The 22,446-nt window shown below is 67.4% G+C and carries 21 protein-coding genes; 17 read left to right on the top strand and 4 right to left on the bottom strand.

The features are described 5' to 3' along the window. Positions 1 to 10 precede the first annotated feature (10 nt). Positions 11 to 460: a PTS sugar transporter subunit IIA gene (locus tag ABV606_RS00605; RefSeq protein WP_281487697.1), complete on the bottom strand. Its 450-nt coding sequence runs from the start codon at positions 458 to 460 to the stop codon at positions 11 to 13. Positions 461 to 596: 136 nt separating this feature from the next. Here ABV606_RS00605 and tkt point away from each other — a divergent pair, with 136 nt between their 5' ends. From tkt to hemW, 4 genes are read left to right on the top strand one after another with little or no spacing between them, the layout of a single operon-like run. Then, positions 597 to 2,654 (top strand): transketolase, encoded by a 2,058-nt coding sequence (gene tkt / locus ABV606_RS00600; protein WP_353987961.1) that lies wholly within the window; start codon positions 597 to 599, stop codon positions 2,652 to 2,654. A gap of 59 nt (positions 2,655 to 2,713) precedes the next feature. Next, the gene (lepA, locus tag ABV606_RS00595; RefSeq protein WP_281487699.1) at positions 2,714 to 4,567 is read left to right on the top strand and encodes a translation elongation factor 4; all 1,854 of its coding nucleotides are present in this window, start codon (positions 2,714 to 2,716) and stop codon (positions 4,565 to 4,567) included. A gap of 2 nt (positions 4,568 to 4,569) precedes the next feature. After that, entirely contained in the window at positions 4,570 to 6,393 is a 1,824-nt protein-coding gene (locus ABV606_RS00590) for a DUF1990 family protein (protein ID WP_353987960.1), read from the top strand. 2 nt (positions 6,394 to 6,395) lie between these two features. Continuing rightward, a complete protein-coding gene (gene hemW, locus ABV606_RS00585) occupies positions 6,396 to 7,622 on the top strand; it encodes a radical SAM family heme chaperone HemW (RefSeq protein WP_353987959.1) in 1,227 nt (408 codons plus the stop codon). A gap of 35 nt (positions 7,623 to 7,657) precedes the next feature. Here the strand turns inward: hemW and ABV606_RS00580 are convergent, their stop codons facing one another. Both ABV606_RS00580 and ABV606_RS00575 read right to left on the bottom strand, forming a co-directional pair. Further along, complete coding sequence (locus ABV606_RS00580; protein WP_281487702.1) at positions 7,658 to 8,020, bottom strand: DUF4870 domain-containing protein; 363 nt, start codon at positions 8,018 to 8,020, stop codon at positions 7,658 to 7,660. Positions 8,021 to 8,124: 104 nt separating this feature from the next. Continuing rightward, positions 8,125 to 8,520, bottom strand: coding sequence for a DUF4870 domain-containing protein (locus ABV606_RS00575; RefSeq protein ID WP_281487703.1), 396 nt, complete (start codon positions 8,518 to 8,520; stop codon positions 8,125 to 8,127). A gap of 317 nt (positions 8,521 to 8,837) precedes the next feature. Between ABV606_RS00575 and hrcA the strand changes: the two genes are divergently transcribed. From hrcA to era, 8 genes are read left to right on the top strand one after another with little or no spacing between them, the layout of a single operon-like run. After that, on the top strand, positions 8,838 to 9,866 hold the full coding sequence (gene hrcA, locus ABV606_RS00570) for a heat-inducible transcriptional repressor HrcA (RefSeq protein ID WP_281487704.1): 1,029 nt from the start codon (positions 8,838 to 8,840) through the stop codon (positions 9,864 to 9,866). After that, positions 9,866 to 10,963: a molecular chaperone DnaJ gene (dnaJ, locus tag ABV606_RS00565; protein WP_353987958.1), complete on the top strand. Its 1,098-nt coding sequence runs from the start codon at positions 9,866 to 9,868 to the stop codon at positions 10,961 to 10,963. The genes hrcA and dnaJ overlap by 1 nt, the downstream gene beginning before the upstream one ends. 3 nt (positions 10,964 to 10,966) lie before the next feature. After that, positions 10,967 to 11,689 carry a 16S rRNA (uracil(1498)-N(3))-methyltransferase gene (locus ABV606_RS00560; RefSeq protein WP_353987957.1) on the top strand — a complete coding sequence of 241 codons (723 nt, stop codon included), beginning with the start codon at positions 10,967 to 10,969 and terminating at the stop codon, positions 11,687 to 11,689. Positions 11,690 to 11,740: 51 nt separating this feature from the next. Continuing rightward, positions 11,741 to 12,085: a histidine triad nucleotide-binding protein gene (locus tag ABV606_RS00555; protein WP_281487707.1), complete on the top strand. Its 345-nt coding sequence runs from the start codon at positions 11,741 to 11,743 to the stop codon at positions 12,083 to 12,085. Continuing rightward, entirely contained in the window at positions 12,075 to 13,196 is a 1,122-nt protein-coding gene (locus ABV606_RS00550; RefSeq protein WP_435415164.1) for a PhoH family protein, read from the top strand. Before ABV606_RS00555 ends, ABV606_RS00550 begins: the two co-directional genes overlap by 11 nt. Further along, positions 13,193 to 13,654 (top strand): rRNA maturation RNase YbeY, encoded by a 462-nt coding sequence (ybeY, locus tag ABV606_RS00545; protein WP_281487708.1) that lies wholly within the window; start codon positions 13,193 to 13,195, stop codon positions 13,652 to 13,654. Before ABV606_RS00550 ends, ybeY begins: the two co-directional genes overlap by 4 nt. Beyond that, positions 13,654 to 14,973: a hemolysin family protein gene (locus ABV606_RS00540; protein ID WP_353987956.1), complete on the top strand. Its 1,320-nt coding sequence runs from the start codon at positions 13,654 to 13,656 to the stop codon at positions 14,971 to 14,973. The genes ybeY and ABV606_RS00540 overlap by 1 nt, the downstream gene beginning before the upstream one ends. Beyond that, positions 14,970 to 15,857 (top strand): GTPase Era, encoded by an 888-nt coding sequence (era, locus tag ABV606_RS00535; RefSeq protein ID WP_281487710.1) that lies wholly within the window; start codon positions 14,970 to 14,972, stop codon positions 15,855 to 15,857. Before ABV606_RS00540 ends, era begins: the two co-directional genes overlap by 4 nt. Positions 15,858 to 15,883: 26 nt before the next feature. On the opposite strand, the gene ABV606_RS00530 is transcribed toward era, so the two are convergent. Further along, positions 15,884 to 16,549 carry a hypothetical protein gene (locus ABV606_RS00530; protein WP_281487711.1) on the bottom strand — a complete coding sequence of 222 codons (666 nt, stop codon included), beginning with the start codon at positions 16,547 to 16,549 and terminating at the stop codon, positions 15,884 to 15,886. 274 nt (positions 16,550 to 16,823) lie between these two features. Between ABV606_RS00530 and leuA the strand changes: the two genes are divergently transcribed. The 5 genes from leuA (at position 16,824) to nadA (ending at position 22,435) form a co-directional block, all read left to right on the top strand. Beyond that, a complete protein-coding gene (leuA, locus tag ABV606_RS00525; RefSeq protein ID WP_353987955.1) occupies positions 16,824 to 18,590 on the top strand; it encodes a 2-isopropylmalate synthase in 1,767 nt (588 codons plus the stop codon). 109 nt (positions 18,591 to 18,699) lie between these two features. Next, positions 18,700 to 19,461, top strand: coding sequence for a DNA repair protein RecO (gene recO, locus ABV606_RS00520; protein ID WP_353987954.1), 762 nt, complete (start codon positions 18,700 to 18,702; stop codon positions 19,459 to 19,461). Beyond that, complete coding sequence (locus ABV606_RS00515) at positions 19,458 to 20,255, top strand: isoprenyl transferase (protein WP_353987953.1); 798 nt, start codon at positions 19,458 to 19,460, stop codon at positions 20,253 to 20,255. The genes recO and ABV606_RS00515 overlap by 4 nt, the downstream gene beginning before the upstream one ends. Positions 20,256 to 20,384: 129 nt before the next feature. After that, positions 20,385 to 21,176 carry an NUDIX hydrolase gene (locus ABV606_RS00510; RefSeq protein WP_353987952.1) on the top strand — a complete coding sequence of 264 codons (792 nt, stop codon included), beginning with the start codon at positions 20,385 to 20,387 and terminating at the stop codon, positions 21,174 to 21,176. Next, the gene (nadA, locus tag ABV606_RS00505) at positions 21,173 to 22,435 is read left to right on the top strand and encodes a quinolinate synthase NadA (protein WP_353987951.1); all 1,263 of its coding nucleotides are present in this window, start codon (positions 21,173 to 21,175) and stop codon (positions 22,433 to 22,435) included. Before ABV606_RS00510 ends, nadA begins: the two co-directional genes overlap by 4 nt. The last annotated feature ends 11 nt before the right edge of the window (positions 22,436 to 22,446 follow it).

Raw genomic sequence — 22,446 nt, 5'->3', positions numbered from 1 at the left:
GCCTTTCCGTTCAGTTCCCGGCCGATTCGGCCAGCAGGGCTCGTACCTCACCGGGCGAGGTCGCCCCGAGCAGACGCTCGAAGCGGGTCTCGTCGCTCAGGGCGAGCGCGAGCGTCGACATGACTTCCAGATGCGCGTCGTGATCGAGCGCCGCGAGACCGATGATGAGGCGGACCGGGTCGTTGGTCGCATGACCGAACTCGACCGGCTCAGTCAGTCCGACCCAGCTCAACCCGGCTCGCAGCACTGCTGGCGAGGGCCGTGAATGGGCGAGCGCGAGGCCGGGCGCGATGACGATGTACGGACCGTTCTGCTCGACGGCCTCGATCATCTCGTCGGTGTACTCGTCGGTGGTTGCGCCGCTCTCGACCAGGCCTTTTCCGGCCAGGCGTATCGCCTCACGCCAGTTCGTGGCGTGCTGCCCGGTCTCGATCGACTTCAGCGCATCGAGCAGATCCATATGCGAGCCCCCACTCCGGCCAGAGAGCCGTGAGTCACTTCGGCCATCTCAGGTTGTGCAGAGCCTATACCTCGACTCGCCCGATATCCCCGATTTCCTTGCGCCGAGCTGCGGCGCGGCGAGTACCGTGTGCGGCATGGACACCAGCTCACGAGCCACTCCGGGCGGCACCGGCCACGACGCATCGCGCGAACAACTGGAACGCAGGGCGGTCGCGGCGGCCATCGCGCTTCCGGCGATGCTCGTGCAGCAGAAGGGCCACGGGCATGGCGGAACACCGATGGCCCTCGCGCCGCTCGCCCACACGCTGTACTCGCGTGTCATGCGGCACAATCCGGCGAATCCGCTCTGGCCCGGGCGCGATCGGTTCGTGCTCAGTGCGGGCCATGCGGGATTGCTGCAGTACGTGCAGCTGTACCTCACCGGCTACGGTCTGACCCTCGACGACCTTCGCGCGGCGCGCTCGCTCGACTCGCTCACACCTGGCCACCCCGAGCACGGTCACACCGAGGGAATCGAGGCGAGCACGGGCCCACTGGGACAGGGCGTGGCGATGGGAGTCGGCATGGCGCTCGCGGCCCGTCGCGAGGCGGCCGAATTCGGCGCCGACACCGGATTGTTCGACACGACCGTCTGGGTCGTCGCGGGCGACGGATGCCTGCAGGAGGGCGTCTCCGCCGAGGCATCAAGCCTTGCCGGCACGCTCGGCCTCGACAACCTCGTCATGGTGTGGGACGACAATCGCGTGACCATCGACGCGCTCACCGAGGAAGCGTTCACCGAGGACGTGCGCGCTCGGTACCGGGCCTACGGCTGGCATGTCATCGACGTAGAGGACCATCGCGATGTCGATGCCCTGCAGGCCGCGCTCGAGACCGCGCGGGAGCACCGGGGCAGCCCCGTCTTCATCGCGCTGCGCACCGTGATCGGTGACCCCTCACCCGCATACTCCGGCCGGCCCGAGGCGCACTACGGCGGATTCGGGGAAGAAGAGGTGCAGGAGGTGCTTGAACTGCTCGGCTTCGCACGCGACGCCGAGCTCGAGGATCTCGTGCCCGACGAGGTCTTGGCGTTCACTCGCGAGGCGATCGCGCGTGGTGCCGAAGCAGAGGCGCAGTGGCAGCGCTGCTTCGACGAGTGGCGTCAATCCGATCCGGAGGAAGCGGGTCGCTGGCAGCGGCTGCGCGACGGCGAGGTCGACCTCGCGCCGCTCGATGACATCGCGCTCCCAGGAGTCGGCGAGCCGCAGGCCACCCGCAAGGCGAGCGGCGCCGTGATCAAGGCCATGCAATCGAGCGGCACGCTCTGGGGCGGCTCCGCCGACCTGGCGTCGTCGACCAACGTCGCTGTGCCGGGGCAGGCTGTCTCGGCCGACCGTCCGGCAGGGGAGTTCATTCGCTTCGGCATCCGCGAGCACGCCATGGCCGGGGTGCTGAACGGTATCGCGCTGCACGGATGCTGGCGGCCCTTCGGTTCGACCTATCTCGTATTCAGTGACTACATGCGGCCCGCAGTGCGGCTCGCCGCGCTCATGGAGCTTCCCGTGGTGTTCGTCTACACCCACGATTCGCTCGCCGTCGGCGAAGACGGCCCCACCCACCAACCCGTCGAGCAAGTGCCGTCGCTGCGATCGATGCCCGGGCTCGCTGTGGTGCGCCCGGCAGACGGTCCCGAGACCGTGGCCGCCTGGCGCCGCATCCTGGCCGACCATCGCATGCCGGCCGCGCTCGTGCTCTCTCGTCAGGACGTTCCTGTGCTGCCCGAACGGCAAGGCCTCGACGAGGGAGTGAAGCAGGGCGGTTACGTCGTGTGGCAGCACGGCGACGGCGACGCGGTCGCCCTGATCGCTACGGGCAGTGAGGTGTCCCTCGCGGTCGACGCTGCCCGCACCCTGGCCGACCGGGGCATCGCCGTGCGCGTCGTGTCGATGCCGTGCGTCGAGTGGTTCGAGCAGGCGTCACCCGAGTGGCGCGAGCGGGTGCTTCCCGACGCGCTGAGGGCCAGGGTCACGATCGAGGCCTCCTCGCCTGAGGGGTGGTACCGCTTCGCGGGACTCGACGGAGAGGTGCTGGGCGTCGACCGGTTCGGTGAATCCGGTTCCGGCGCCGAACTCATGAGCAGACGCGGCTTCACTGCCGAGGCGATAATCGCCGCGGCGGAACGGGTGCTCGCGCGGCATGGGACAATCGACTGATGCGGATGCCGCGGCATCCGCCCGTCAGACATCCCCGAGTCAGCCCCGATTGAGGACCGTTGAGCCCACGAGCAGTGACCGCCCTTGAGCCGGCGTCGACCGACCCCGAGTTCATCCGCAACTTCTGCATCATCGCCCACATCGACCACGGCAAGTCGACCCTGGCCGACCGGATGCTGCAGATGACCGGCGTGGTCGAAGAGCGCGCCATGCGCGCCCAGTACCTCGACCGCATGGACATCGAGCGCGAGCGCGGCATCACCATCAAGAGCCAGGCCGTGCGGATGCCGTGGGCGGTCGACGGGCAGGCATACGCGCTGAACATGATCGACACCCCCGGTCACGTCGACTTCAGCTACGAGGTGTCGCGGTCGCTGGCCGCCTGTGAGGGCGCGATTCTGCTGGTCGACGCGGCACAGGGGATCGAGGCGCAGACGCTCGCGAACCTCTACCTGGCGCTCGAGAACGATCTCGAGATCATTCCTGTGCTCAACAAGATCGATCTTCCCGCGGCAGACCCGGAGAAATACGCCAAGGAGCTCGCTGGGCTCATCGGAGGCAGCCCCGACGATGTGCTCCGGGTGAGTGGCAAGACGGGTGTGGGGGTCGAGGAACTGCTCGATCGCGTGGTGCAGCGCGTGCCGAACCCGGTGGGAGACGCCGACGCGCCCGCGCGCGCCATGATCTTCGACTCCGTGTACGACTCGTACCGCGGCGTGGTCACCTATGTGCGAATGGTCGACGGTCAGTTGACTCCGCGCGAGCGCTTGCAGATGATGTCGACGCGTGCCACGCACGAACTCCTCGAGATCGGCGTCTCGTCGCCAGAGCCGATCCCGACGAAGGGGCTTGGCGTCGGCGAGGTGGGCTACCTGATCACCGGCGTGAAGGACGTGCGCCAGTCGAAGGTCGGCGACACCGTCACGAACGCTGTGAAGCCGGCATCCGAACCGCTGCCCGGTTACACCGACCCGAAGCCGATGGTCTTCTCCGGGTTGTACCCGATCGACGGCAGCGACTACCCCGACCTTCGTGAGGCGCTCGACAAGCTCAAGCTGTCCGACGCCGCCCTCAACTACGAGCCAGAGACCTCGGTCGCCCTCGGCTTCGGATTCCGCTGCGGGTTCCTCGGGCTCCTCCACCTCGAGATCGTCACCGAGCGGCTGCGCCGCGAGTTCGACCTCGACATCATCACCACCGCCCCGAGCGTGGTGTACGAGGTCACGACCGAAGATCGCAACACTGTGACCGTGACGAACCCGAGCGAGTTTCCGGCGGGCAAGATCCACAGCGTCACGGAGCCGATGGTGCGCGCCGCCATCCTCGCTCCCAAGGACTATGTCGGCGTGATCATGGAGTTGTGCCAGGGCCGTCGCGGCAGCCTGCTCGGCATGGACTACCTGGGCGAAGACCGCGTCGAGATCAAGTACTCGATCCCGCTCGGTGAGATCGTCTTCGACTTCTTCGACCAGTTGAAGAGCAAGACAGCGGGGTACGCGAGCCTCGATTATGAGCCGATGGGCGAGCAGGAGGCCGATCTGGTCAAGGTCGACATCCTGCTGCAGGGCGAACAGGTCGACGCCTTCAGCGCCATCGTGCACCGCGACAAGGCGTACAACTACGGCGTCATGATGACGGGGCGCCTCAGGGAGCTGATCCCTCGCCAGCAGTTCGAGGTGCCGATCCAGGCGGCCATCGGCGCGCGCGTGATCGCTCGCGAGAACATCCGCGCGATCCGCAAGGACGTGCTCGCCAAGTGCTACGGCGGTGACATCACCCGCAAGCGCAAACTGCTCGAGAAGCAGAAAGAGGGCAAGAAGCGCATGAAGATGGTGGGCCGCGTCGAGGTGCCGCAGGAAGCGTTCATCGCCGCACTCTCGGGTGATACCGAGAAAGCGAAGGATAAGAAGTAAGCGTGCCCCGCTCCACCTGGCAGGTCTCGAACGTCAGCTACGGCGCCATCGGCGCCTCGCAGGCGCCTGACCTGCTCGCCTACCCTCCGAAGGGCTTCCACGCTGCCGAGTTCCGCACTCGCATCGGGCACGGTGAGCAGCGCTTCAGGGCGGCCGTCGAGCAGGCGCTGACCTGGCAGATCCAGCAGCGCAGCGGCATCCGCGTGCGAGTGCTCGATGTGCCTCCGCGCGATGAGACCTCTTACGTGCCGGTGAGCTTCGACGCCGACGGGGCTCCCATCCCGCCGAGCGAACGCGCGATGCGCCATGAGGTCGAGTACTCGGCAGAGGGTGAGCCGCTGCTGGTGGCTGGCACCACCGCGACGCTGGTCGTGCCGGTGCTGGGCATCCCGTTCTCATTGCCGACCCGCGTGGTCTTCCTGATCGACGAGCCCAACCGCAAAGGGTTCGCAACCGGCACCATGCGGGGCCATCCGCTCTCCGGCGAAGAGAGCTTCGTCATCGAGCAGGGTGAAGACGGCGCGGTGTGGATTCACCTGCGAATGTTCTGGCGCCCCGGCAGTGCGTTCTGGCGGCCGTTCTACCCGCTGATCGCGCTGCTGCGAAAGCGGTACATCGCCCGGTACTTGAGGGCATTGCAGGCGGCGACGGATGCCGCGGTGCAGGCCGCGGAGCCGGAGCAGGGCGCCGAGGGCACACCGGCCCAGGCGCCTGTCGCAGAGGCCGTCGGCGAGCGGGAGGTGGCAGCAGCGTCGTCGCTCGACGCCGGTGCCGGTGCTGGTCTCGGGGAAGCGGAACTCGAGCAGGCGCCTTCTCCATACTCGGAGCTTCCGTTCGACTCGGCCGAGCCAGAGGTCGCGAGGGTCGAAGCGGAGCGGCGAGGCGATGTGGTGGAGCCCGAGCCGGTGCTCGTGGAGTCGCCGCCGGCCGAGCCTGAGATCGAGCCGCAATCGCTCGCTGCTTCCGGCGTGACGGATGACTTCACGGCGATCGTCTTCGACGCAGCGCCGATGGTCGACCGCGCAGACGACGAGTTGCACGACGCCGTGCCGTCGGCCATCGAAGCTCCGTTCGAGCCGGTGGTGGTGCGCGACATCGAACCGGTGGACGAGCCTGTGGGTTCGGTGGATGCCGAGCATGTGGAGGCGGAGGTCGTTCAGCCGGAGGTCGTGCTCACTGACCCGGTGACCGAGCGGGCCGCGCCCGTGGTTGAGCCGGTGGTGCTCGCTGAGCCAGGGAGCGAGCCGCTCGTCGAGCCGGAGCCTGCTGAGCCGGAGTTTGCGGAGCAGGAGCCGGAGTTTGCAGAGCAGGAGACGGAGTTTGCGGAGCAGGAGACGGAATCGGTGTCGGAGTCGGTGCCGTATTCCGAGCTGCAGCCCGCGGAGGAGCCCGCAATAGAGCCCCAGCCTGAGCCAGGCCCAGAAGCCGCAGACGCACCGGCCGCACTTGCAGCCACTCGCGAGGCCGCTGCAGCCGAACCTTTCAGCGCCGAGACCGCCAATACCGCCGAGACCACGGCAGAGGCCGAGCACCAGGCGTCCGGAAACGCGCCCCGCCCGGGCTCACCGCTCACCGGTGGAATCAGCCTGCTCGGCCGGCCGCTCGATCGGCCGCTTCTCGACGGACTGCCGACGCTGGGGCTGCTCCGCAACGCCGGCCTTCGGAGCGGTGGAGGGGCCACCGCCGCTCCGGGCGATCAGCCGGTTCAGAGGACCGCCGAGACCGACGCCGCCGAATCCGACCAGTCGACGGATGCTGCCGCGAACGCTGGCGACGAGGGCTCCGACTCGGCATCCGGCCCGGCGTCGGACCCGAAAGACCAGTGACCATGCCGAGCGCTCTTCCGCTCGCCGATCCAGCACCGCGTGACGGCGCACTGCCCGCCTCTGTCGCCGCAGGAGCGGAGCAACGCGACTTCGGCGTCTACGTGCACGTGCCCTTCTGCCGGGTGCGCTGTGGCTATTGCGATTTCAACACGTACACCGCGGAGGAACTCCGGGGTGCACGGCGCGAAGACTACGCATCGCAAGCGGTCGGCGAGTTGGACCTGGCCTCACAAGTGCTCCACAAGGCCGGAGTGCAGCGGCGCCCTGCATCCACCGTGTTCTTCGGCGGTGGAACCCCCACCATGCTCCCCGCCGCACAGCTGGCAGGCATGCTCAAGGCCGTCGACGAGCGATTCGGCCTCGCACCCGGTGCCGAGGTCACGACCGAGGCCAATCCGGACTCGGTCGACGAGCGCTATCTGCACGAGTTGCGCGACGCAGGCTTCACGCGCGTCTCGTTCGGCATGCAGTCGGCGGTGCCGCACGTGCTCGCGACACTCGACAGAACGCACGATCCCGCCCGCATCCCAGAGGTCGTCGCGGCCGCTCGCGCCGCCGGGCTGCAAGTGAGCCTCGATCTCATCTACGGCACCCCCGGCGAATCGATCGATGACTGGAAGCGTTCGCTCGGCGCCGCGATCGAGCAGGCGCCCGACCATGTCTCCGCCTACGCGCTCATCGTGGAAGACGGCACCCGACTCGCACGTCAGATCAGAAGGGGCGAGGTCGCGTCGCCCTCGGACGATCTGCAAGCGGAGATGTACGAGCTCGCCGACACCGAGCTCGGGGCGGCGGGGTATGAGTGGTACGAGCTGAGCAACTGGTCACGCGATGAGAACTCGCGGTCACGGCACAACCTCTCGTACTGGCGTGGTCAAGACTGGTGGGGCGTCGGTCCGGGTGCTCACAGCCACGTCGGCGGTGTGCGATGGTGGAACGCCAAGCATCCTGCGGCATACGCGCAGCGGCTCGCCGCGGGAGAATCGCCCGCCGTGGGCCGCGAGACACTCGATGATGAGACGCGGCGCATCGAGGAGGTGCTGCTGCGGTCGCGGCTGCGCGAAGGAGTGCCGAGCGCGATGCTGACGGCATCCGGGCGAACGAGCGTTGCGTCGCTCATCGCTGATGACCTCGTCGAAGCCCGCGCGGCCTTCCGGGGGACCATCGTGCTGACCCGTCGCGGCAGACTGCTCGCGGATGCGGTGGTGCGGGCGCTGCTCTCAGACTGAAGCAGCGCCCGGACTGAACCCCACCGTGCTGACGCTCACTGCTTGATGAACTCGATGGTGAGGGGGTACTTGTACCACTCGCCCTTGTTGGCGGCGACCGCTGCGATGACCATCAGCACCAGCGCCGCAATGCCGAAGGGGATGAAGAGCAGCCCGCCGATCCCGAGCGTGATGAGCGTCAGCACGAACAGGCCGGCCGCGTAGATCGCGAGCGAGATCTGGAAGTTGAGCGCCTGACGCGTGTGCTCCCGCACGAACGGCCCACGGTCGCGGAGCACCAGGTAGCCGATGAGGGCCGGCACGAAGCCGAAGAAGATGCCGCCCAGATGAACCAGCGTCGCCCAAAGCTTCTCGTCGGCGGGCGAGAGGGGCTGGGGCTGCTGGAATTCGTTGGTCATGGCTCCATTAAATGGGGGATGCCGGGCAATTCTCTACCCGGCATCCCGCGCGTCGCGCGTTCTTTGCATCGATCAGCGTCGACTGCTGCCTCGGCTCTCCCCGATTACTTGATGAAGCGGATGTTCACCGGGTAGCGGTACGCCTTGCCGTCCTTCGCCGAGACGAAGCCCAGGATCGAGAAGACGACGCCCGCGATCCACACGAGCCAGGTGAGCAGCCCGAAGAAGGCGCCGAGCCCGAACGTGACGACCGTGATGATGGCAGTGAGGACCCAGATCGCGACGTAGGCGATCACGAGCGTGATCTGGAAGTTCAGAGCCTCCTTGCTCTCCTGCCTGGTGAAAGCGCCTCGATCCTTGAAGACCAGGTAGATGATGAGCGCGGGCAGGAAGCTCAGGATGCCGCCGAGGTGAGCGAACGATGCCCATTGGCGGTCCTCTGACTCTGTCAGCGGAGCGGCCGGCTGCGGAGCGGCCGGGTATGCGTTCGGATCAGTCATGGTGAGCCTTTCAGTAACGATCGCTTCGCCGTGGTGCGGGCACCCCGGTTCGACCGGCACGGACGTCGGGCCGATGGCGACAAATTATCGCTTCGGCGCGTCAGGGCACAACGAACACGCCGCCTGGCGCCGCCCGCGTTCGGGGCGCAGCACGCGGGCTCTGGGCCCAATCGACGACACGGGTGTCGACCCGATCCGAGCCACAGGTCGAATCGGGCGGAGCGCGTTAGAATTGGCAGTCGTGCTGCTGGAGTGCCAGCCGTGTCGCATGCAGCAGCACGGCGGCAATCGCGGCATCAAGCAGAAGGCGGTGAACCATGGTCTCGGAACGCGGGCTCGAAGTGCTTCGGGTGATCGTGCAGGACTACGTCGCATCGCGCGAACCCGTCGGATCGAAATCCATCGTCGAGCGGCACAACTTCGGCGTCTCGGCGGCGACGATCCGCAACGACATGGCGATGCTCGAAGATGAAGAGCTCATCGCCGCTCCCCACACCTCATCGGGGCGCGTGCCCACCGATAAGGGCTACAGGCTCTTCGTCGATCAACTCGCCGATCTCAAGCCGCTCTCCGCAGCGCAACGCGCCGCGATCGAGACGTTCCTCGGGGCGTCGAATGACCTCGATGACGTGCTGGGCCGTGCGGTCAGATTGCTCAGTCAGCTCACCAATCAGATCGCCCTCCTGCAGTACCCGAGCTTCGGCGGCCGCCGGGTTCAGCACGTCGAGTTGGTGCCGATGGGCACCACGAGGCTGCTCGCGGTGCTCATCACCGATAGCGGGCGAGTCGATCAGCGCGTGATCGAGCACGGCGACGGTGTCGATGAGGTTCTGCTGGGGGAGCTGCGCGCGAAGTTCAACGCCGCTCTCGCCGGTCAGTCGTTCGCAGACGCCCAGGCCGAGCTGGCATCCATCGGCGGGCGCTTCACGCCTGAGCGCGCGGCCCTCGTCAGCGCCGTCGCGTCGGCGATCGGTGAGCAACTCACTGCCGGCCGGCAGGATCGGCTCGTCATGTCGGGCGCGGCGAACCTGTTGCGCACCGAGCACGACTTCGCGGGTAACCTCTACCCGGTGCTTGACGCGATCGAGGAGCAGGTCACCCTGCTGAAGCTCTTCCACGAGATGGAACTCGACCCCAACGCGGTCGCTGTCAGCATCGGACGCGAGAACGCCGAATTCGGCCTTTCGGATGCCTCGGTGCTCAGCAGCGGGTATCAGGCCTCGGGGGCGTCGAGTGCGCGGCTCGGGGTACTCGGTCCGACTCGCATGGACTATTCGAACAACATGGCAGCTGTGCGGGCGGTCGCCCGCTACCTCTCGCGGCTGCTCGGTGAGGAAACCAGGTAGTGGCAGATCATTACGACGTGCTCGGCGTCGACCGGAACGCATCCGCGGACGACATCAAGCGGGCCTATCGGCGACTGGCACGTGAATTGCACCCGGACGTGAATCCGAGCGCCGATGCGGCCGAGCGGTTCAAGCTGGTGACGCACGCGTATGACGTGCTGAGCGACCCGCAGCAGCGCCAGCAGTACGACGCCGGCCCGCAGCAGGGCTTCGGCGGCTTCGGCGGCTTCGGCGACATCTTCGAAACGTTCTTCGGGGGAGCAGCAGCGGGCGCTCGCGGTCCGCGATCCCGCCGCGAGCGCGGACAAGACGCACTGCTCCGCGTCGAGGTCGACCTCGACGAGGTCGTGTTCGGCACGAAGCGCGATCTCGAGGTCGATACGGCCGTGCTCTGCGAAACATGCGCCGGCAGTTGCTGCGCGCCGGGCACGTCGCCGGTCACCTGCGACATCTGCCACGGCACGGGCAGCATCCAGCGCACCGTGCGAAGCCTCCTCGGCAACGTCGTCACGTCGAACCCGTGCGGCAGCTGCCGCGGCTACGGGACGATCATCACCGACCCGTGCCCCACGTGCGCCGGACAGGGCCGGGTGCGCGCCCGTCGCACCATTCCCGTCGACATCCCAGCCGGCGTCGACACCGGGCTTCGCATCCAGCTGCCGGGCCAGGGCGAGGTCGGTCAAGCGGGAGGCCCCGCCGGCGACCTGTACCTCGAGATCAAGGTGCGTCACCACGACGTCTTCAGCCGCAACGGCGATGATCTGCTCGCGACGCTGCAAGTGCACATGGCTGACGCCATCCTGGGCAAGCACGTCACCCTCAATAGCCTCGACGGGCCGGTGGACGTCGAGCTGAAGCCCGGCACTCAGAGCGGCGAGGTGATCACAGTGAAAGACCGTGGCATCACCCGACTCCGAGGCGCTGGCCGCGGCGACCTCCGCATCGGCGTGCACGTCGTCACCCCCACGAAGCTCAGCCGCAAGGAAGAAGAGCTCATCAAGCAGTTCGCAGCCAAGCGCAAGGACGACCCGCCCCAGTTGGCCCACTTCCAGCAGGGGCTCTTCGCCAAGCTGCGCGACCGCTTCCTCAACCTCTGAGCCGTGGCGCACCTCTACCTCTCGGAGTCGCTCGACACCGCTGCCGTCGGCGATCACGTTGCGATAACCGGTGCCGAGGCTCGTCATGCGGTCACAGTCGGTCGGGTGCGCGTCGGTGAGCGTTTGCAGATCGGCAATGGGAAAGGTCTCATCGCGCATGGCGCGGTGACGCAGGCGGATGCCGCCACGCTGCTGCTCGAGGTCGACGAGGTCGTGATGGAACCCGCCCCTGTTCCGAAGCTGCTGCTCGTGCAAGCGCTCGCCAAGGGCGACCGCGATGAACTGGCTGTGCAGGCCGCGACCGAGCTCGGCGTCGACGCGGTCATCCCATGGCAGGCGGCCCGCTCGATCAGCCGCTGGGCGGGGCCCAAGGCCGAGAAGGGCGTGACGCGCTGGCGCACGATCGCGCGCGAGGCGAGCAAGCAGTCGCTCCGCGCCTGGGTTCCGGAGATCCACCCGGTGCACGACACCCGCGCCGTGAGCCGGCGCGCCGAGCGCCTCGTGGTGCTCGAGCCCACGGCATCCGCATCGATCGATGACGTGCAACCGGACGGTCGCGATCTCGCGCTTGTGGTGGGCCCTGAAGGCGGCATCAGCCCCGAGGAGCTCCGCATGCTGGCCGAGGCCGGCGCCGAGTTCGCGCGGCTCGGACGGCATGTGCTTCGCACTTCGACCGCAGGACCGGCGGCGATCGCAGCGCTGAGCGGACGCCTGAAGCGATGGTGACCCTGGTGATCTCGGCCGTGTCCGCCACGGCGCGCGGCTTAAGATGAGAGCATGACCGCCTCGATCTTCTCCCGCATCGTCGCCCGCGAACTGCCCGCTGACATCGTGCTCGAGAACGACCGTTTCATCGCCTTTCGCGACATCGCCCCCAAGGCGCCCGTGCACATCCTCGTCGTGCCGAAGACCGAGGAGTACGCGAACGTGACCGAGCTCGCCACAGGCGACGCGGATCTGCTCGCGGAGCTCGTCACGACTGCGCAGGCGGTCGCGGACGAGCACATGGACGGGCAGTACCGTCTCGTCTTCAACACGGGCGAACGCGCTGGCCAGACCGTCTTCCACGTGCACGCGCACGTGCTCGGCGGCGGGCTCGAGGAAGGATCCCTTGCCGGATAGCGAAGAGACCGGGCGTCAACCGAGCCCGGCACATGAGGCGATCACTATCGACGGCGTCGCCATGGTGCGGCTGCTCGGCCCGCAGGATCGCCTGCTGACCACGCTCGAGCGCGAGTACCCGGACGTCCGGCTGCATGTTCGCGGCAATGAGATCACGCTCGACGGCGATCCCTCGCAAGTCGCTGGAGCGCGGCGCCTCGTGAGCGAGCTGGTTCGGCTCGTGCAGGAGGGCGTCGACCTCGACCCTTCGGATGTCGCGAGCTCTGCTCGCGTGCTGAACCGAGGCGAGGGCAGCCCTGCAGACCTGTTCGGGCAGGCGATCATCACGACGCGGGGCCGCAGCATCCGCCCGAAGACGCTGGGCCAGAAGGCCTATGTCGACGCGATCGACCTCAACACCATCGTCTTCGGCATCGGCCCGGCCGGTACGGGGAAGACCTACTTGGCGATGGCAAAAGCGGTGCAGGCGCTGCAACGCAAAGAGGTCGACCGCATCATTCTCACGCGGCCCGCGGTGGAGGCAGGCGAGCGGCTGGGCTTCCTGCCGGGCACGCTGACCGACAAGATCGACCCTTATCTCAGGCCGCTCTACGACGCGCTCAACGAGATGATGGATCCGGAGCTCGTCCCCAAGCTGCTCGCGACCGGAACCGTCGAGGTGGCGCCGCTGGCGTATATGCGTGGCCGCACGCTCAACGATTCCTTCGTGGTGCTCGATGAAGCGCAGAACACGACGCCGGAGCAGATGAAGATGTTCCTCACCCGCCTCGGCTTCGGCTCTCGCATGGTCGTCACCGGCGACATCACCCAGGTCGACCTGCCCACTGGAGCGAGCGGCTTGCAGTTGGTGACGAAGATCCTGGGCGATATCGATGACATCCACTTCGCTCGCCTCACGAGCGATGACGTGGTGCGCCACACCCTGGTGGGGCGCATCGTCGACGCGTACACCAAGTACGACGCGGGGCAGCAGGCGCAGCGCTTCGAGCGCGAGCAGGGGATGCGCGAGCCTCAGCATCCCGGACGGCAGCCGCGCGATCGCCAGCAGCGCGGGGGCCAGCAGCGAGATCGCCAGTACAACCGCGACGACTCCCGTGGAGGTCACCGATGAGCATCGAAGTGAACAACGAATCGTCGGTGGAGTTCGACGAGGGCGCCCTTCAGCGTGTCGTCGCCTACTCGCTCGACCAGTTGCATGTGCACCCCGACGCCGAGGTCGCGATCGTGCTCGTCGACGAGGGCGCCATGGAGCAATTGCACGTGCAGTGGATGGATGAGCCCGGCCCGACCGACGTGCTGAGCTTTCCCATGGACGAGTTGCGCCCCGGCACTGAGGACATGGTCACCCCGCCCGGGCTGCTCGGCGACATCGTGGTGTGTCCGCAGGTTGCCAAGGCCCAGGCCGAAGCGGCCGGTCACAGCATGCTCGACGAGATGCTCATGCTCACCGTGCACGGCCTGCTGCATCTGCTGGGCTTCGACCACGCCGAACCCGATGAGGAGAAGGAGATGTTCGGCCTGCAGCGCGATCTGCTGGTCGGCTTCGCTCTGGCCGAACGGCGAAGGTGATGATGCCCGCACTGCTCCTCGGTGTCGCCGGGCTGCTGGTCGCACTTGGCGGACTCATGGCCGCCGTCGACGCGGCCCTGTCGGTCTTGAGCCGTAACGACCTCCAGGAGGTCGCAGCGCACTCGCGGGCTCGAAAGTCGATCGAGGCCATTGCGCGGGATGCCGGGGCCCACGTCAACGCCGTCAACTTCACCCGTGTCGTCGCTGAGACGACTGCTGCCGTGCTCGTCACGCTCGCGCTCGCCCAGTTGTTCCAGCCATGGTGGCTGGTGCTCCTCGTCGCGGCCCTCATCATGACGGCTGTGTCGTTCGTGCTCGTCGGGTCGAGCCCTCGCAGCGTCGGTCGCGACCACCCGCGCGCACTGGTGCGTCGCACAGCGACGCTGGTGCGCGGCATCCGCGTGCTCACCGGGCCATTGGCCCGCGTTCTCGTGCTGCTCGGCGATCGGGTCACCCCTGGCCGTCCTCGTACCGTGCAGTTCTCCACCGAGGAGCAACTGCTGAGCATGGTGGACGAGGCGACCGAGCTCGACGTGCTCGAAGAGGACGACCGGGCCCTCATCCACTCGGTGTTCGAGTTCAGCGAGACGCTTGTGCGCGAGGTCATGATCCCGCGAACCGACATGGTCACGATCGAGGCCGACACCCCTGTGATCAGCGCGATGAGCGTGTTCCTCGGCAAGGGCGTCTCTCGCATCCCGGTCGTCGGCAAGGACGCCGACGAAGTGCTCGGAGTGCTCTACCTTCGGGATGCCGCCCGGCTCGCCTACGAGCAGCCGCTCGACCACGAGGGCGTCACCGCAGCCGACCTGCTCCGACCTGCGCTCTTCATGCCCGAATCGAAGCCCGCTGACGCGGCACTGCGCCAGATGCAGCTCGAGAGCAACCATCTCGCGCTCGTGGTCGACGAGTACGGCGGGATCGCTGGGCTCGTCACGCTCGAGGACCTCATCGAGGAACTGGTGGGCGACATCGCCGACGAGTACGACCGCACGGTGGCCGAGATCACCGAGCTCGAGGGCGGCGCATACCGGGTGAGCGCCCGACTGCCCATCGATGAGCTCGGAGACCTGTTCGGCTTGGACCTCGATGACGATGACGTCGATACGGTCGGCGGTCTGCTCACCAAGACGCTCGGGCGGTTGCCCGTAGCGGGCTCTGTCGCCACCACCAACGGTCTGGTGCTGACCGCCGACCGCACCGAGGGACGGCGCAAGACGCTTGTCACCGTGCGTGTCGAGCGCGACCAGGCGCTCATCGACGCTCAAGCGGCCTTCGCGCCGGAGCGCCTGTCGTCACTCGAGGAGGAACGGGAATGACCCATCGCGCGGGCTTTGTCACGTTTGTCGGCCGTCCGAACGTCGGCAAGTCGACGCTGACCAATGCTCTCGTCGGAGAGAAGATCGCGATCACGAGCTCGAAGCCCCAGACCACGCGCCGCGCGATCCGCGGCATCGTGCACCGTCCGGAGGGGCAGCTGATCATCGTCGACACTCCCGGGGTCCATCGGCCTCGAACGCTCCTCGGCGAGCGGCTCAACGATGTGGTTCAGACCACGCTCGGCGAAGTGGACGTCATCGGCTTCTGCGTTCCGGCGGGGGAGAAGATCGGCCCCGGCGACCGCTACATCAACGACCAGCTCGACGCGTACCCGAAGGCCAAGAAGGTCGCTCTCGTGACAAAGGTCGATACGACTGACCGGGCGGCGGTCGCGGCGCAACTGCTCGCGGTCGACGCGCTGCGCGACTGGTCAGCGATCATCCCCGTCTCGGCGCTCACGGGCGAGCAACTCGATGTGGTGGTGAGCGAGTTGATCGCGTTGATGCCGGAATCGCCGCAGCTCTACCCTGACGACGCGGTGACCGACGAGCAGTTGGAGGATCGCATCGCCGAGCTGGTGCGCGAGGCAGCCCTCGAAGGGGTCAGCGAGGAACTCCCGCATTCGGTCGCGGTGACCGTGGACGACATCGTGCGACGCGACGACAAGGCGCTCACCGAGGTCTACATCAACCTGTTCGTCGAGCGTGAGAGCCAGAAGGGCATCATCATCGGCAAGGGTGGCCAGCGGCTCCAGCAGATCGGCGCCCGGGCGAGGGCCGAGATCGAGCCGCTCGTCGGGCAGCAGGTCTACCTCAGCATCCGCGTCAAGCTCGCAAAGGACTGGCAGAGGGACCCCAAGCAGCTCGGGCGCCTCGGCTTCTGACCGGATGCCGCGGACGCGGCGGCGGGCTATCCTGCGATCGGTCGAAGCGCCGAACGCACCTGCACGACATCCGCGCCGTACGCGCCGTCGACCCACTGCTGCAGCGACCCGTCGTCGTACACCACGTGCACGAACAGGTAGCCGTTCTGGGGCCACGAGCTCAGCAGTCCGCTGAGTTCAGCGTTGTCGAGCTCGGCCTGGACCGCGGCGAGCTCATCGTCGCTCGATGCCCCCGTGTTGGCCGGGTCGAGGAAGGGATCGGGCTCCACCATCGGGTCGTACAGCGCGAGCATGATCGGTTCGGCAGTCGACGTGAACGTCACGCCGTCCCACGTGCCCTGCACGGCGTACGCGCCCCAGGTGACCCCCGAGGCGCTCTCGGCACCCTCGACGCTCGACCAGTCCCAGCCGGCGATCTCCGGACCGGAGCACTGCGGAGGATACGACTCCATTACGGCGCCGAGGCAGAGCATGGCGGTCTCGCCATCGCGTTGCAGCACAGTGCCTTGCCCCATCACCTCACCATCTGCTGCGGGAATCGTCGCGGGCGGACCCGACGGCGTGCCACCGTCGGCTGCGGGGCCTCCGGGGGCGGAGGCGCCGAGGCATCCAGTCATGCCCAGAGCAAGGGCGAGTGCGCCGACGGCGACGAGCGCGCCGCGCCAACGGGGAAGAGCTGCGCCATCATTCATGGCACGAGTGTGCGCGATCGTGACGGCGTACCGCTACCCAACGTTCTGCGCGTCTTGCACGTCGCACCACCGAGCGTGGCCACCGAGCATTTCTCACCGAGCATTCTCACCGTTCGCTTCGTCGCTCGTCTTCGCATGCGCGGTCACGGGTGTTACGCTCGATGGGTGCACGGTCTGCTCCTCCTTAGCTGCCGCGACGAGTCTTGATTCAAGGCCTCCCTCGTCGCGGAGTTCGTCGATGGCTGACACACACGACTTGAGGAGATAGAGACCGATGAAGAACACCCAGCAGCCCTCGGGCATGCCGGTGCACAAGTACCGCCCGTTCCACGAGCAGATCCGGGTCGATCTGCCGGATCGCACATGGCCGTCGAAGCGCATCGAGAAGGCGCCGCGCTGGTGCGCCGTCGATCTGCGCGATGGCAACCAGGCGCTGATCGATCCGATGAGCCCCGAGCGCAAGCGCATCATGTTCGACCTGCTCGTGCGCATGGGCTACAAGGAGATCGAGGTCGGATTCCCCTCGGCGAGCCAGACCGACTTTGACTTCGTGCGCTCCCTCATCGAGGAGCAGGCGATCCCCGACGATGTGACGATCCAGGTCCTCACGCAGTCGCGCGACCACCTCATCGAGCGCACCTACGAATCGATCCGCGGCGCGAAGCAGGCGGTCGTGCACCTGTACAACTCGACAAGCGTGCTGCAGCGCGAGGTCGTGTTCCGCTCCGACAAGCAGGGCATCATCGACATCGCCCTCCACGGAGCGAGACTGTGCCGTGAGTACGAGAAGACGATCCCTGAGACTCAGGTGTTCTACGAGTACTCGCCCGAGAGCTTCACCGGCACCGAGCTCGAGTTCGCGGCCGAAGTGTGCAATCAGGTGCTCGAGGTGCTCGAGCCGACGCCCGAGCGCAAGGTCATCATCAATCTGCCCGCGACGGTGGAGATGGCGACCCCGAACGTCTACGCCGACTCCATCGAGTGGATGAACCGTCACCTCAACCACCGTGAGAACGTCATCCTGTCGCTGCATCCGCACAACGACCGCGGCACGGCTGTCGCCGCTGCGGAGCTCGGGTACATGGCCGGCGCCGATCGCATCGAGGGCTGCCTGTTCGGCAATGGAGAGCGCACCGGCAACGTCGACCTGGTCGCGCTGGGGCTGAATCTCTTCACCCAGGGGATCGATCCCGAGATCGACTTCAGCGACATCGACGAGGTGCGCCGCACTGCCGAGTACTGCACCCAGCTGCGTGTTCCAGAGCGCAGCCCCTGGGCAGGCGATCTGGTGTACACCGCGTTCAGTGGATCGCATCAGGACGCGATCAAGAAGGGCTTCGAGGCCATGGCCGCCGAGGCCGAGGAACGCGGCGTGACCGTCGACGATTTGGTATGGGCGGTTCCGTACCTGCCGATCGATCCCAAGGACGTCGGGCGCACCTATGAGGCCGTCATCCGAGTGAACTCGCAATCGGGCAAGGGCGGTGTCGCCTATCTGCTGAAGGCCGACCACGCCCTCGACCTGCCGCGCAAGCTGCAGATCGAGTTCTCCGGTGTGGTGCAGATGAAGACGGATGCCGAGGGCGGCGAGGTCACGAGCGAGGAGATCTGGGAGATCTTCAGCGACGAGTACCTGCCGGCTCCCGCCGAGCGCCCCGACGAGAAGTGGGGCCGCTTCGAGCTCCTGTCGACGCGCACAGCCAGCGACCTGTCGGGCGAGGTCTCGCTCGACGTGCAGCTGCGCGTGGGTGACGAGCTCGAGTCCGCTTCCGGAGTGGGCAATGGTCCGATCGCGGCCTTCCTGAAGGTCATGCGCGAGCAGGGCGTCGACGTGCAGCTCTACGACTACGTCGAGCACGCGCTCAGCGCGAGCGGTGACGCTCTCGCGGCCGCGTATGTCGAGCTCAACGTGAACGGGCGCACGCTCTGGGGCGTCGGCATCGACGCCGACATCTCGACCGCATCGCTCAAGGCGATCGTGTCGGGAGTCAACCGGGCGGTCCGGGCCGAGCACGAGCACAAGGTCCTCGCCACAGCCTGACGCGGGCGCCGAGCGGGCGGCTGTTCTCGGCTGACCGCTCGGCTCTCGCGACGCGGCTCGCACGGAGTGGTTCACAGGCCTCAGGCGGGCCGGCGGGCGATAATCGAGTGTGCCGCTCTATCGTGATGAAGCCGTCGTGCTGCGCACCCACAAGCTGGGTGAGGCGGACCGCATCGTCACCATGCTCAGCCGCCGTCACGGCAAGATCCGGGCCGTCGCCAAAGGCGTTCGCCGCACCGCCTCGAAGTTCGGGGCACGACTCGAGCCCTTCATGGTGGCCGATGTGCAGCTCTACGAAGGGCGGTCGCTCGACACCGTGACGCAAGCGGAATCGCTCGCCTCGTACGGTGCCGAGATCGCCACCGACTATGCCGGCTACACCGCAGCATGCGCCATTGTCGAGACCGCTGATCGGCTCTCGGATGCCGACAGCAGTGTGCAGCAGTATCTGCTCCTCGTCGGCGCGCTGCGATCGTTGTCTCGCCACGAGCGCCCCCCGGGGCTGATCCTCGATTCCTATCTGCTGCGCGCCCTGTCGATCGCAGGTTGGGCCCCGAGCTTCGTCGATTGCGCGGTGACCGGTGCCCCGGGACCGCACCGGGCGTTCGTCGTGCAACTCGGGGGAGTCGTCGCCGACGAGGTCGCGCCGCCGGGCACGCCGCGGCTCGATGAGCAGACGCTCACCCTGCTCGGCGCGCTGCTCACCGGCGATTGGGTCACGGCTGAGGCGTCGGCCGAGGGCACGCGCGCCCAGGCGGGCGGCGTGATCGCGGCCTACACGCAGTACCACCTCGAGCGCGGGCTGCGCTCACTCCAGCACGTCGACCCGGCGGCTCGGCACGACGCAGCGCAGAGCGAGAGCGGGGCATGAAGAAGACGCATCCGGATGCAGTGGACTACCGCCCCCTCGACTGGACGGGCCTGACTCCTCCTCCCTACCCGGCGGGTGCGGTGCCGGAGCACGTCGCCCTCGTCATGGACGGCAACGGCCGCTGGGCGAATCTCCGTGGCCTCACCCGTGTCGAGGGGCACAAGGCCGGAGAGTCGGCGCTGCTCGACGTCGTGGCGGGTGCCATCCAGGCCGGCGTGAAGCACCTCAGTGTGTACGCGTTCTCGACCGAGAACTGGCGCCGCTCTCCCGATGAGGTTCGATTCCTCATGGGGTTCAATCGCTCCGTGCTGCACCGCCGACGCGATCAGTTGAACGCCTGGGGAGTGCGCATCCGGTGGGCGGGCCGACGGCCACGCCTGTGGCGCTCGGTGATCAGCGAGCTGGAGTACGCCGAGCGGCTGACCGCAGGCAACGACGTGCTCACGCTGACCATGTGCATCAACTACGGCGGGCGGGTCGAACTCGTCGACGCTGTTCGAAGGATCGCGGCCGATGCGCAGTCCGGGCGGATCAAACCGAGCGGCATCACGGAGCAGACCATCGCCCGCCACCTGTACGTTCCGGAGCTTCCCGACGTGGACCTCTTCGTGCGGAGTTCGGGCGAACAGCGCACCAGCAACTTCATGCTCTGGCAGAGCGCATACGCCGAATTCGTGTTCCTCGACACGCTGTGGCCCGACTTCACGCGGGTCGATCTGTGGAACGCGATCGACATCTACACCGGACGCAGCCGCAGATTCGGTGGCGCCGTCGACGCGCCCACCGCAAGCTGAGCGGCCCACGCGCGGGCGTTCACCGCGGCCGTGATCGTCCTCTAGAATGTCTTATGGTCACGGTGACCTTTACAGCTTCGATCCAGCAGCGTCCGACTGCTTGCCGTGACACTCCAGGAGAGGCTTTCCATGGCGGCAGGCAAGAGCGAAGACATCGCGCTCGCGGTGTCGACCGTGATCTTCGCGCTGCACGCCGAAGCACCTCAAGCGCGCCCGTCGCTGCACCTCCCGCTGGTCCGCCGCATCCGGGAGCCCTTCGCGGGGCGTTGGGCGCTGCCCGGTGGCCCTCTTCTGCCGCAGGAGGGCCTCAGTGCCGCCGCCGCCCGCAATCTGCAGCAGACGACGGGGCTTCGCCCCGGCTACCTCGAGCAGCTTTACGCATTCGGTGACCCGGATCGTTCTCCCTCCGCCGGGCGGATGGTCTCCGTCGTCTATTGGGCGCTGGTGCACGCGGATGCCGTCACCGACACGTCGAGCGATGAGAACGTGCGGTGGTTCGCGGCCGATGACCTCCCGAGCCTCGCCTTCGATCACAACCTGATCGTCGAGTACGCGCTCTGGCGCCTGCGAAACAAGATGGAATACAGCCGCATCGCGCACGCGATGCTCGGTGAGACGTTCACGCTCTCCGAACTCCGACAGGTGTACGAGGCCGTGCTGCGCAAGCCTCTCGACCCTGCGAACTTCCGGCGACAGGTCGAGGCATCGGGTGCTCTGGTCGCAACCGACTCAGTGGTGACCGGCGGTCGCCACCGCCCCCCGCGCCTCTACCGCTACAACGACGCGGTCGACATGACCGACAACGGTCCGCTCACGGACATCCCGCAGCATCCGCCGCCGCACGGCGCCGGCTCCGCAGACCTCCCCGATCCAACCGATCCGACACCTCTCAATGACCCGACCGACAGGAGCGACCTGTGACCTCGATCGACACTCTGCTGACGCGCGACGGCGAAGCCGAGTCGTGCACGCCGGAGCTCGCGATGCCCACTTGGACCTTCGACCCGGCACCGGGCTACGGTCCCGGCGCCTCGATGGGGGATGTCATCCCGGTCGGCTCCCCGCGTCAGGGGCAGCTTCCTGAAGAGTACCGCTCCGCCTCCGCCGAGGAGCTCGACCAGCGCATCCGTGCTGTGAAGCAGCGGCTCGGAGACCGCGCCGTGGTGCTCGGGCACTACTACCAGCGCGACGAGATCGTGGAGCACGCCGACTTCATCGGCGATTCCTACCAGCTTGCGAACGCGGCGCTCACGAAGCCGGATGCCGAGGCGATCTTCTTCTGCGGCGTGCACTTCATGGCCGAGACCGCCGACATCCTCACCCGCGACGATCAAGCGGTCATCCTGCCGAATCTTGCGGCCGGTTGCTCCATGGCGGATATGGCCGACATCGACTCGGTCACCGAGTGCTGGGAGCAGCTCGAGGAGCTGTATGGCACTGAGACCGACGAGCGCGGGCGGATGCCGATCCTTCCCGTCACCTACATGAACTGCTCGGCCGCGCTCAAAGGCTTCGTCGGCGAACGCGGTGGCATCGTCTGCACCTCCTCGAACGCATCGACGGTGCTCGAGTGGGCGTTCGAGCGCGGCCAGCGCGTGCTGTTCTTCCCCGACCAGCACCTCGGGCGCAACACGGCCAAGCGAATGGGGGTGCCGCTGGAGCGCATGCCCATGTGGAACCCTCGGCTCCCGCTGGGCGGCAACTCGCCCAAGGAACTGCTCGACGCGCAGGTACTGCTGTGGCACGGCTTCTGCTCGGTGCATCGCCGCTTCACCGTCGAGCAGATCGAAAAGGCTCGCGCCGAGTACCCGGGAGTGCGGGTGCTCGTGCACCCCGAATGCCCCATGCCCGTCGTCGACGCCGCCGATGAGATCGGCTCGACCGACTTCATCCGGCGCGCCGTGGCCTCCGCGACCGAGCCCACGACGTTCGCGATCGGCACCGAGATCAACCTCGTGAACCGACTCGCCGCCGAATTCCCCCAGCACAGGATCTTCTGCCTCGACCCCGTCATCTGCCCGTGCTCGACCATGTACCGCATTCACCCCGGCTACCTCGCCTGGGTCATGGAGGCGTTCGAACGGGGCGAGGTGCTCAACCGCATCACGGTGGAAGAATCCGTCGCCGAGCCGGCGCGGCTGGCGCTCGAGCGCATGCTCGCGGCGCTGCCCCAAGGCTGATGCCGCGGATG

The sequence above is a fragment of the Ruicaihuangia caeni genome (genome assembly GCF_040536845.1).
Classification (GTDB): Bacteria; Actinomycetota; Actinomycetes; order Actinomycetales; family Microbacteriaceae; genus Ruicaihuangia; species Ruicaihuangia caeni.
Note: the sequence above shows the minus strand (reverse complement) of the source record. Positions and strands in the feature narration are given on the sequence as shown.

Coding starts and splice junctions, on each gene's coding strand:
- hemW (WP_353987959.1), top strand. CDS start 6,396: ATGCCGAGCGCTCTTCCGCTCGCCGATCCAGCACCGCGTGACGGCGCA.
- leuA (WP_353987955.1), top strand. CDS start 16,824: ATGAAGAACACCCAGCAGCCCTCGGGCATGCCGGTGCACAAGTACCGC.
- ybeY (WP_281487708.1), top strand. CDS start 13,193: ATGAGCATCGAAGTGAACAACGAATCGTCGGTGGAGTTCGACGAGGGC.
- ABV606_RS00580 (WP_281487702.1), bottom strand. CDS start 8,020: ATGACCAACGAATTCCAGCAGCCCCAGCCCCTCTCGCCCGCCGACGAG.
- ABV606_RS00540 (WP_353987956.1), top strand. CDS start 13,654: ATGATGCCCGCACTGCTCCTCGGTGTCGCCGGGCTGCTGGTCGCACTT.
- ABV606_RS00605 (WP_281487697.1), bottom strand. CDS start 460: ATGGATCTGCTCGATGCGCTGAAGTCGATCGAGACCGGGCAGCACGCC.
- ABV606_RS00510 (WP_353987952.1), top strand. CDS start 20,385: ATGGCGGCAGGCAAGAGCGAAGACATCGCGCTCGCGGTGTCGACCGTG.
- ABV606_RS00515 (WP_353987953.1), top strand. CDS start 19,458: ATGAAGAAGACGCATCCGGATGCAGTGGACTACCGCCCCCTCGACTGG.
- ABV606_RS00530 (WP_281487711.1), bottom strand. CDS start 16,549: ATGAATGATGGCGCAGCTCTTCCCCGTTGGCGCGGCGCGCTCGTCGCC.
- ABV606_RS00555 (WP_281487707.1), top strand. CDS start 11,741: ATGACCGCCTCGATCTTCTCCCGCATCGTCGCCCGCGAACTGCCCGCT.
- tkt (WP_353987961.1), top strand. CDS start 597: ATGGACACCAGCTCACGAGCCACTCCGGGCGGCACCGGCCACGACGCA.
- era (WP_281487710.1), top strand. CDS start 14,970: ATGACCCATCGCGCGGGCTTTGTCACGTTTGTCGGCCGTCCGAACGTC.
- ABV606_RS00575 (WP_281487703.1), bottom strand. CDS start 8,520: ATGACTGATCCGAACGCATACCCGGCCGCTCCGCAGCCGGCCGCTCCG.
- hrcA (WP_281487704.1), top strand. CDS start 8,838: ATGGTCTCGGAACGCGGGCTCGAAGTGCTTCGGGTGATCGTGCAGGAC.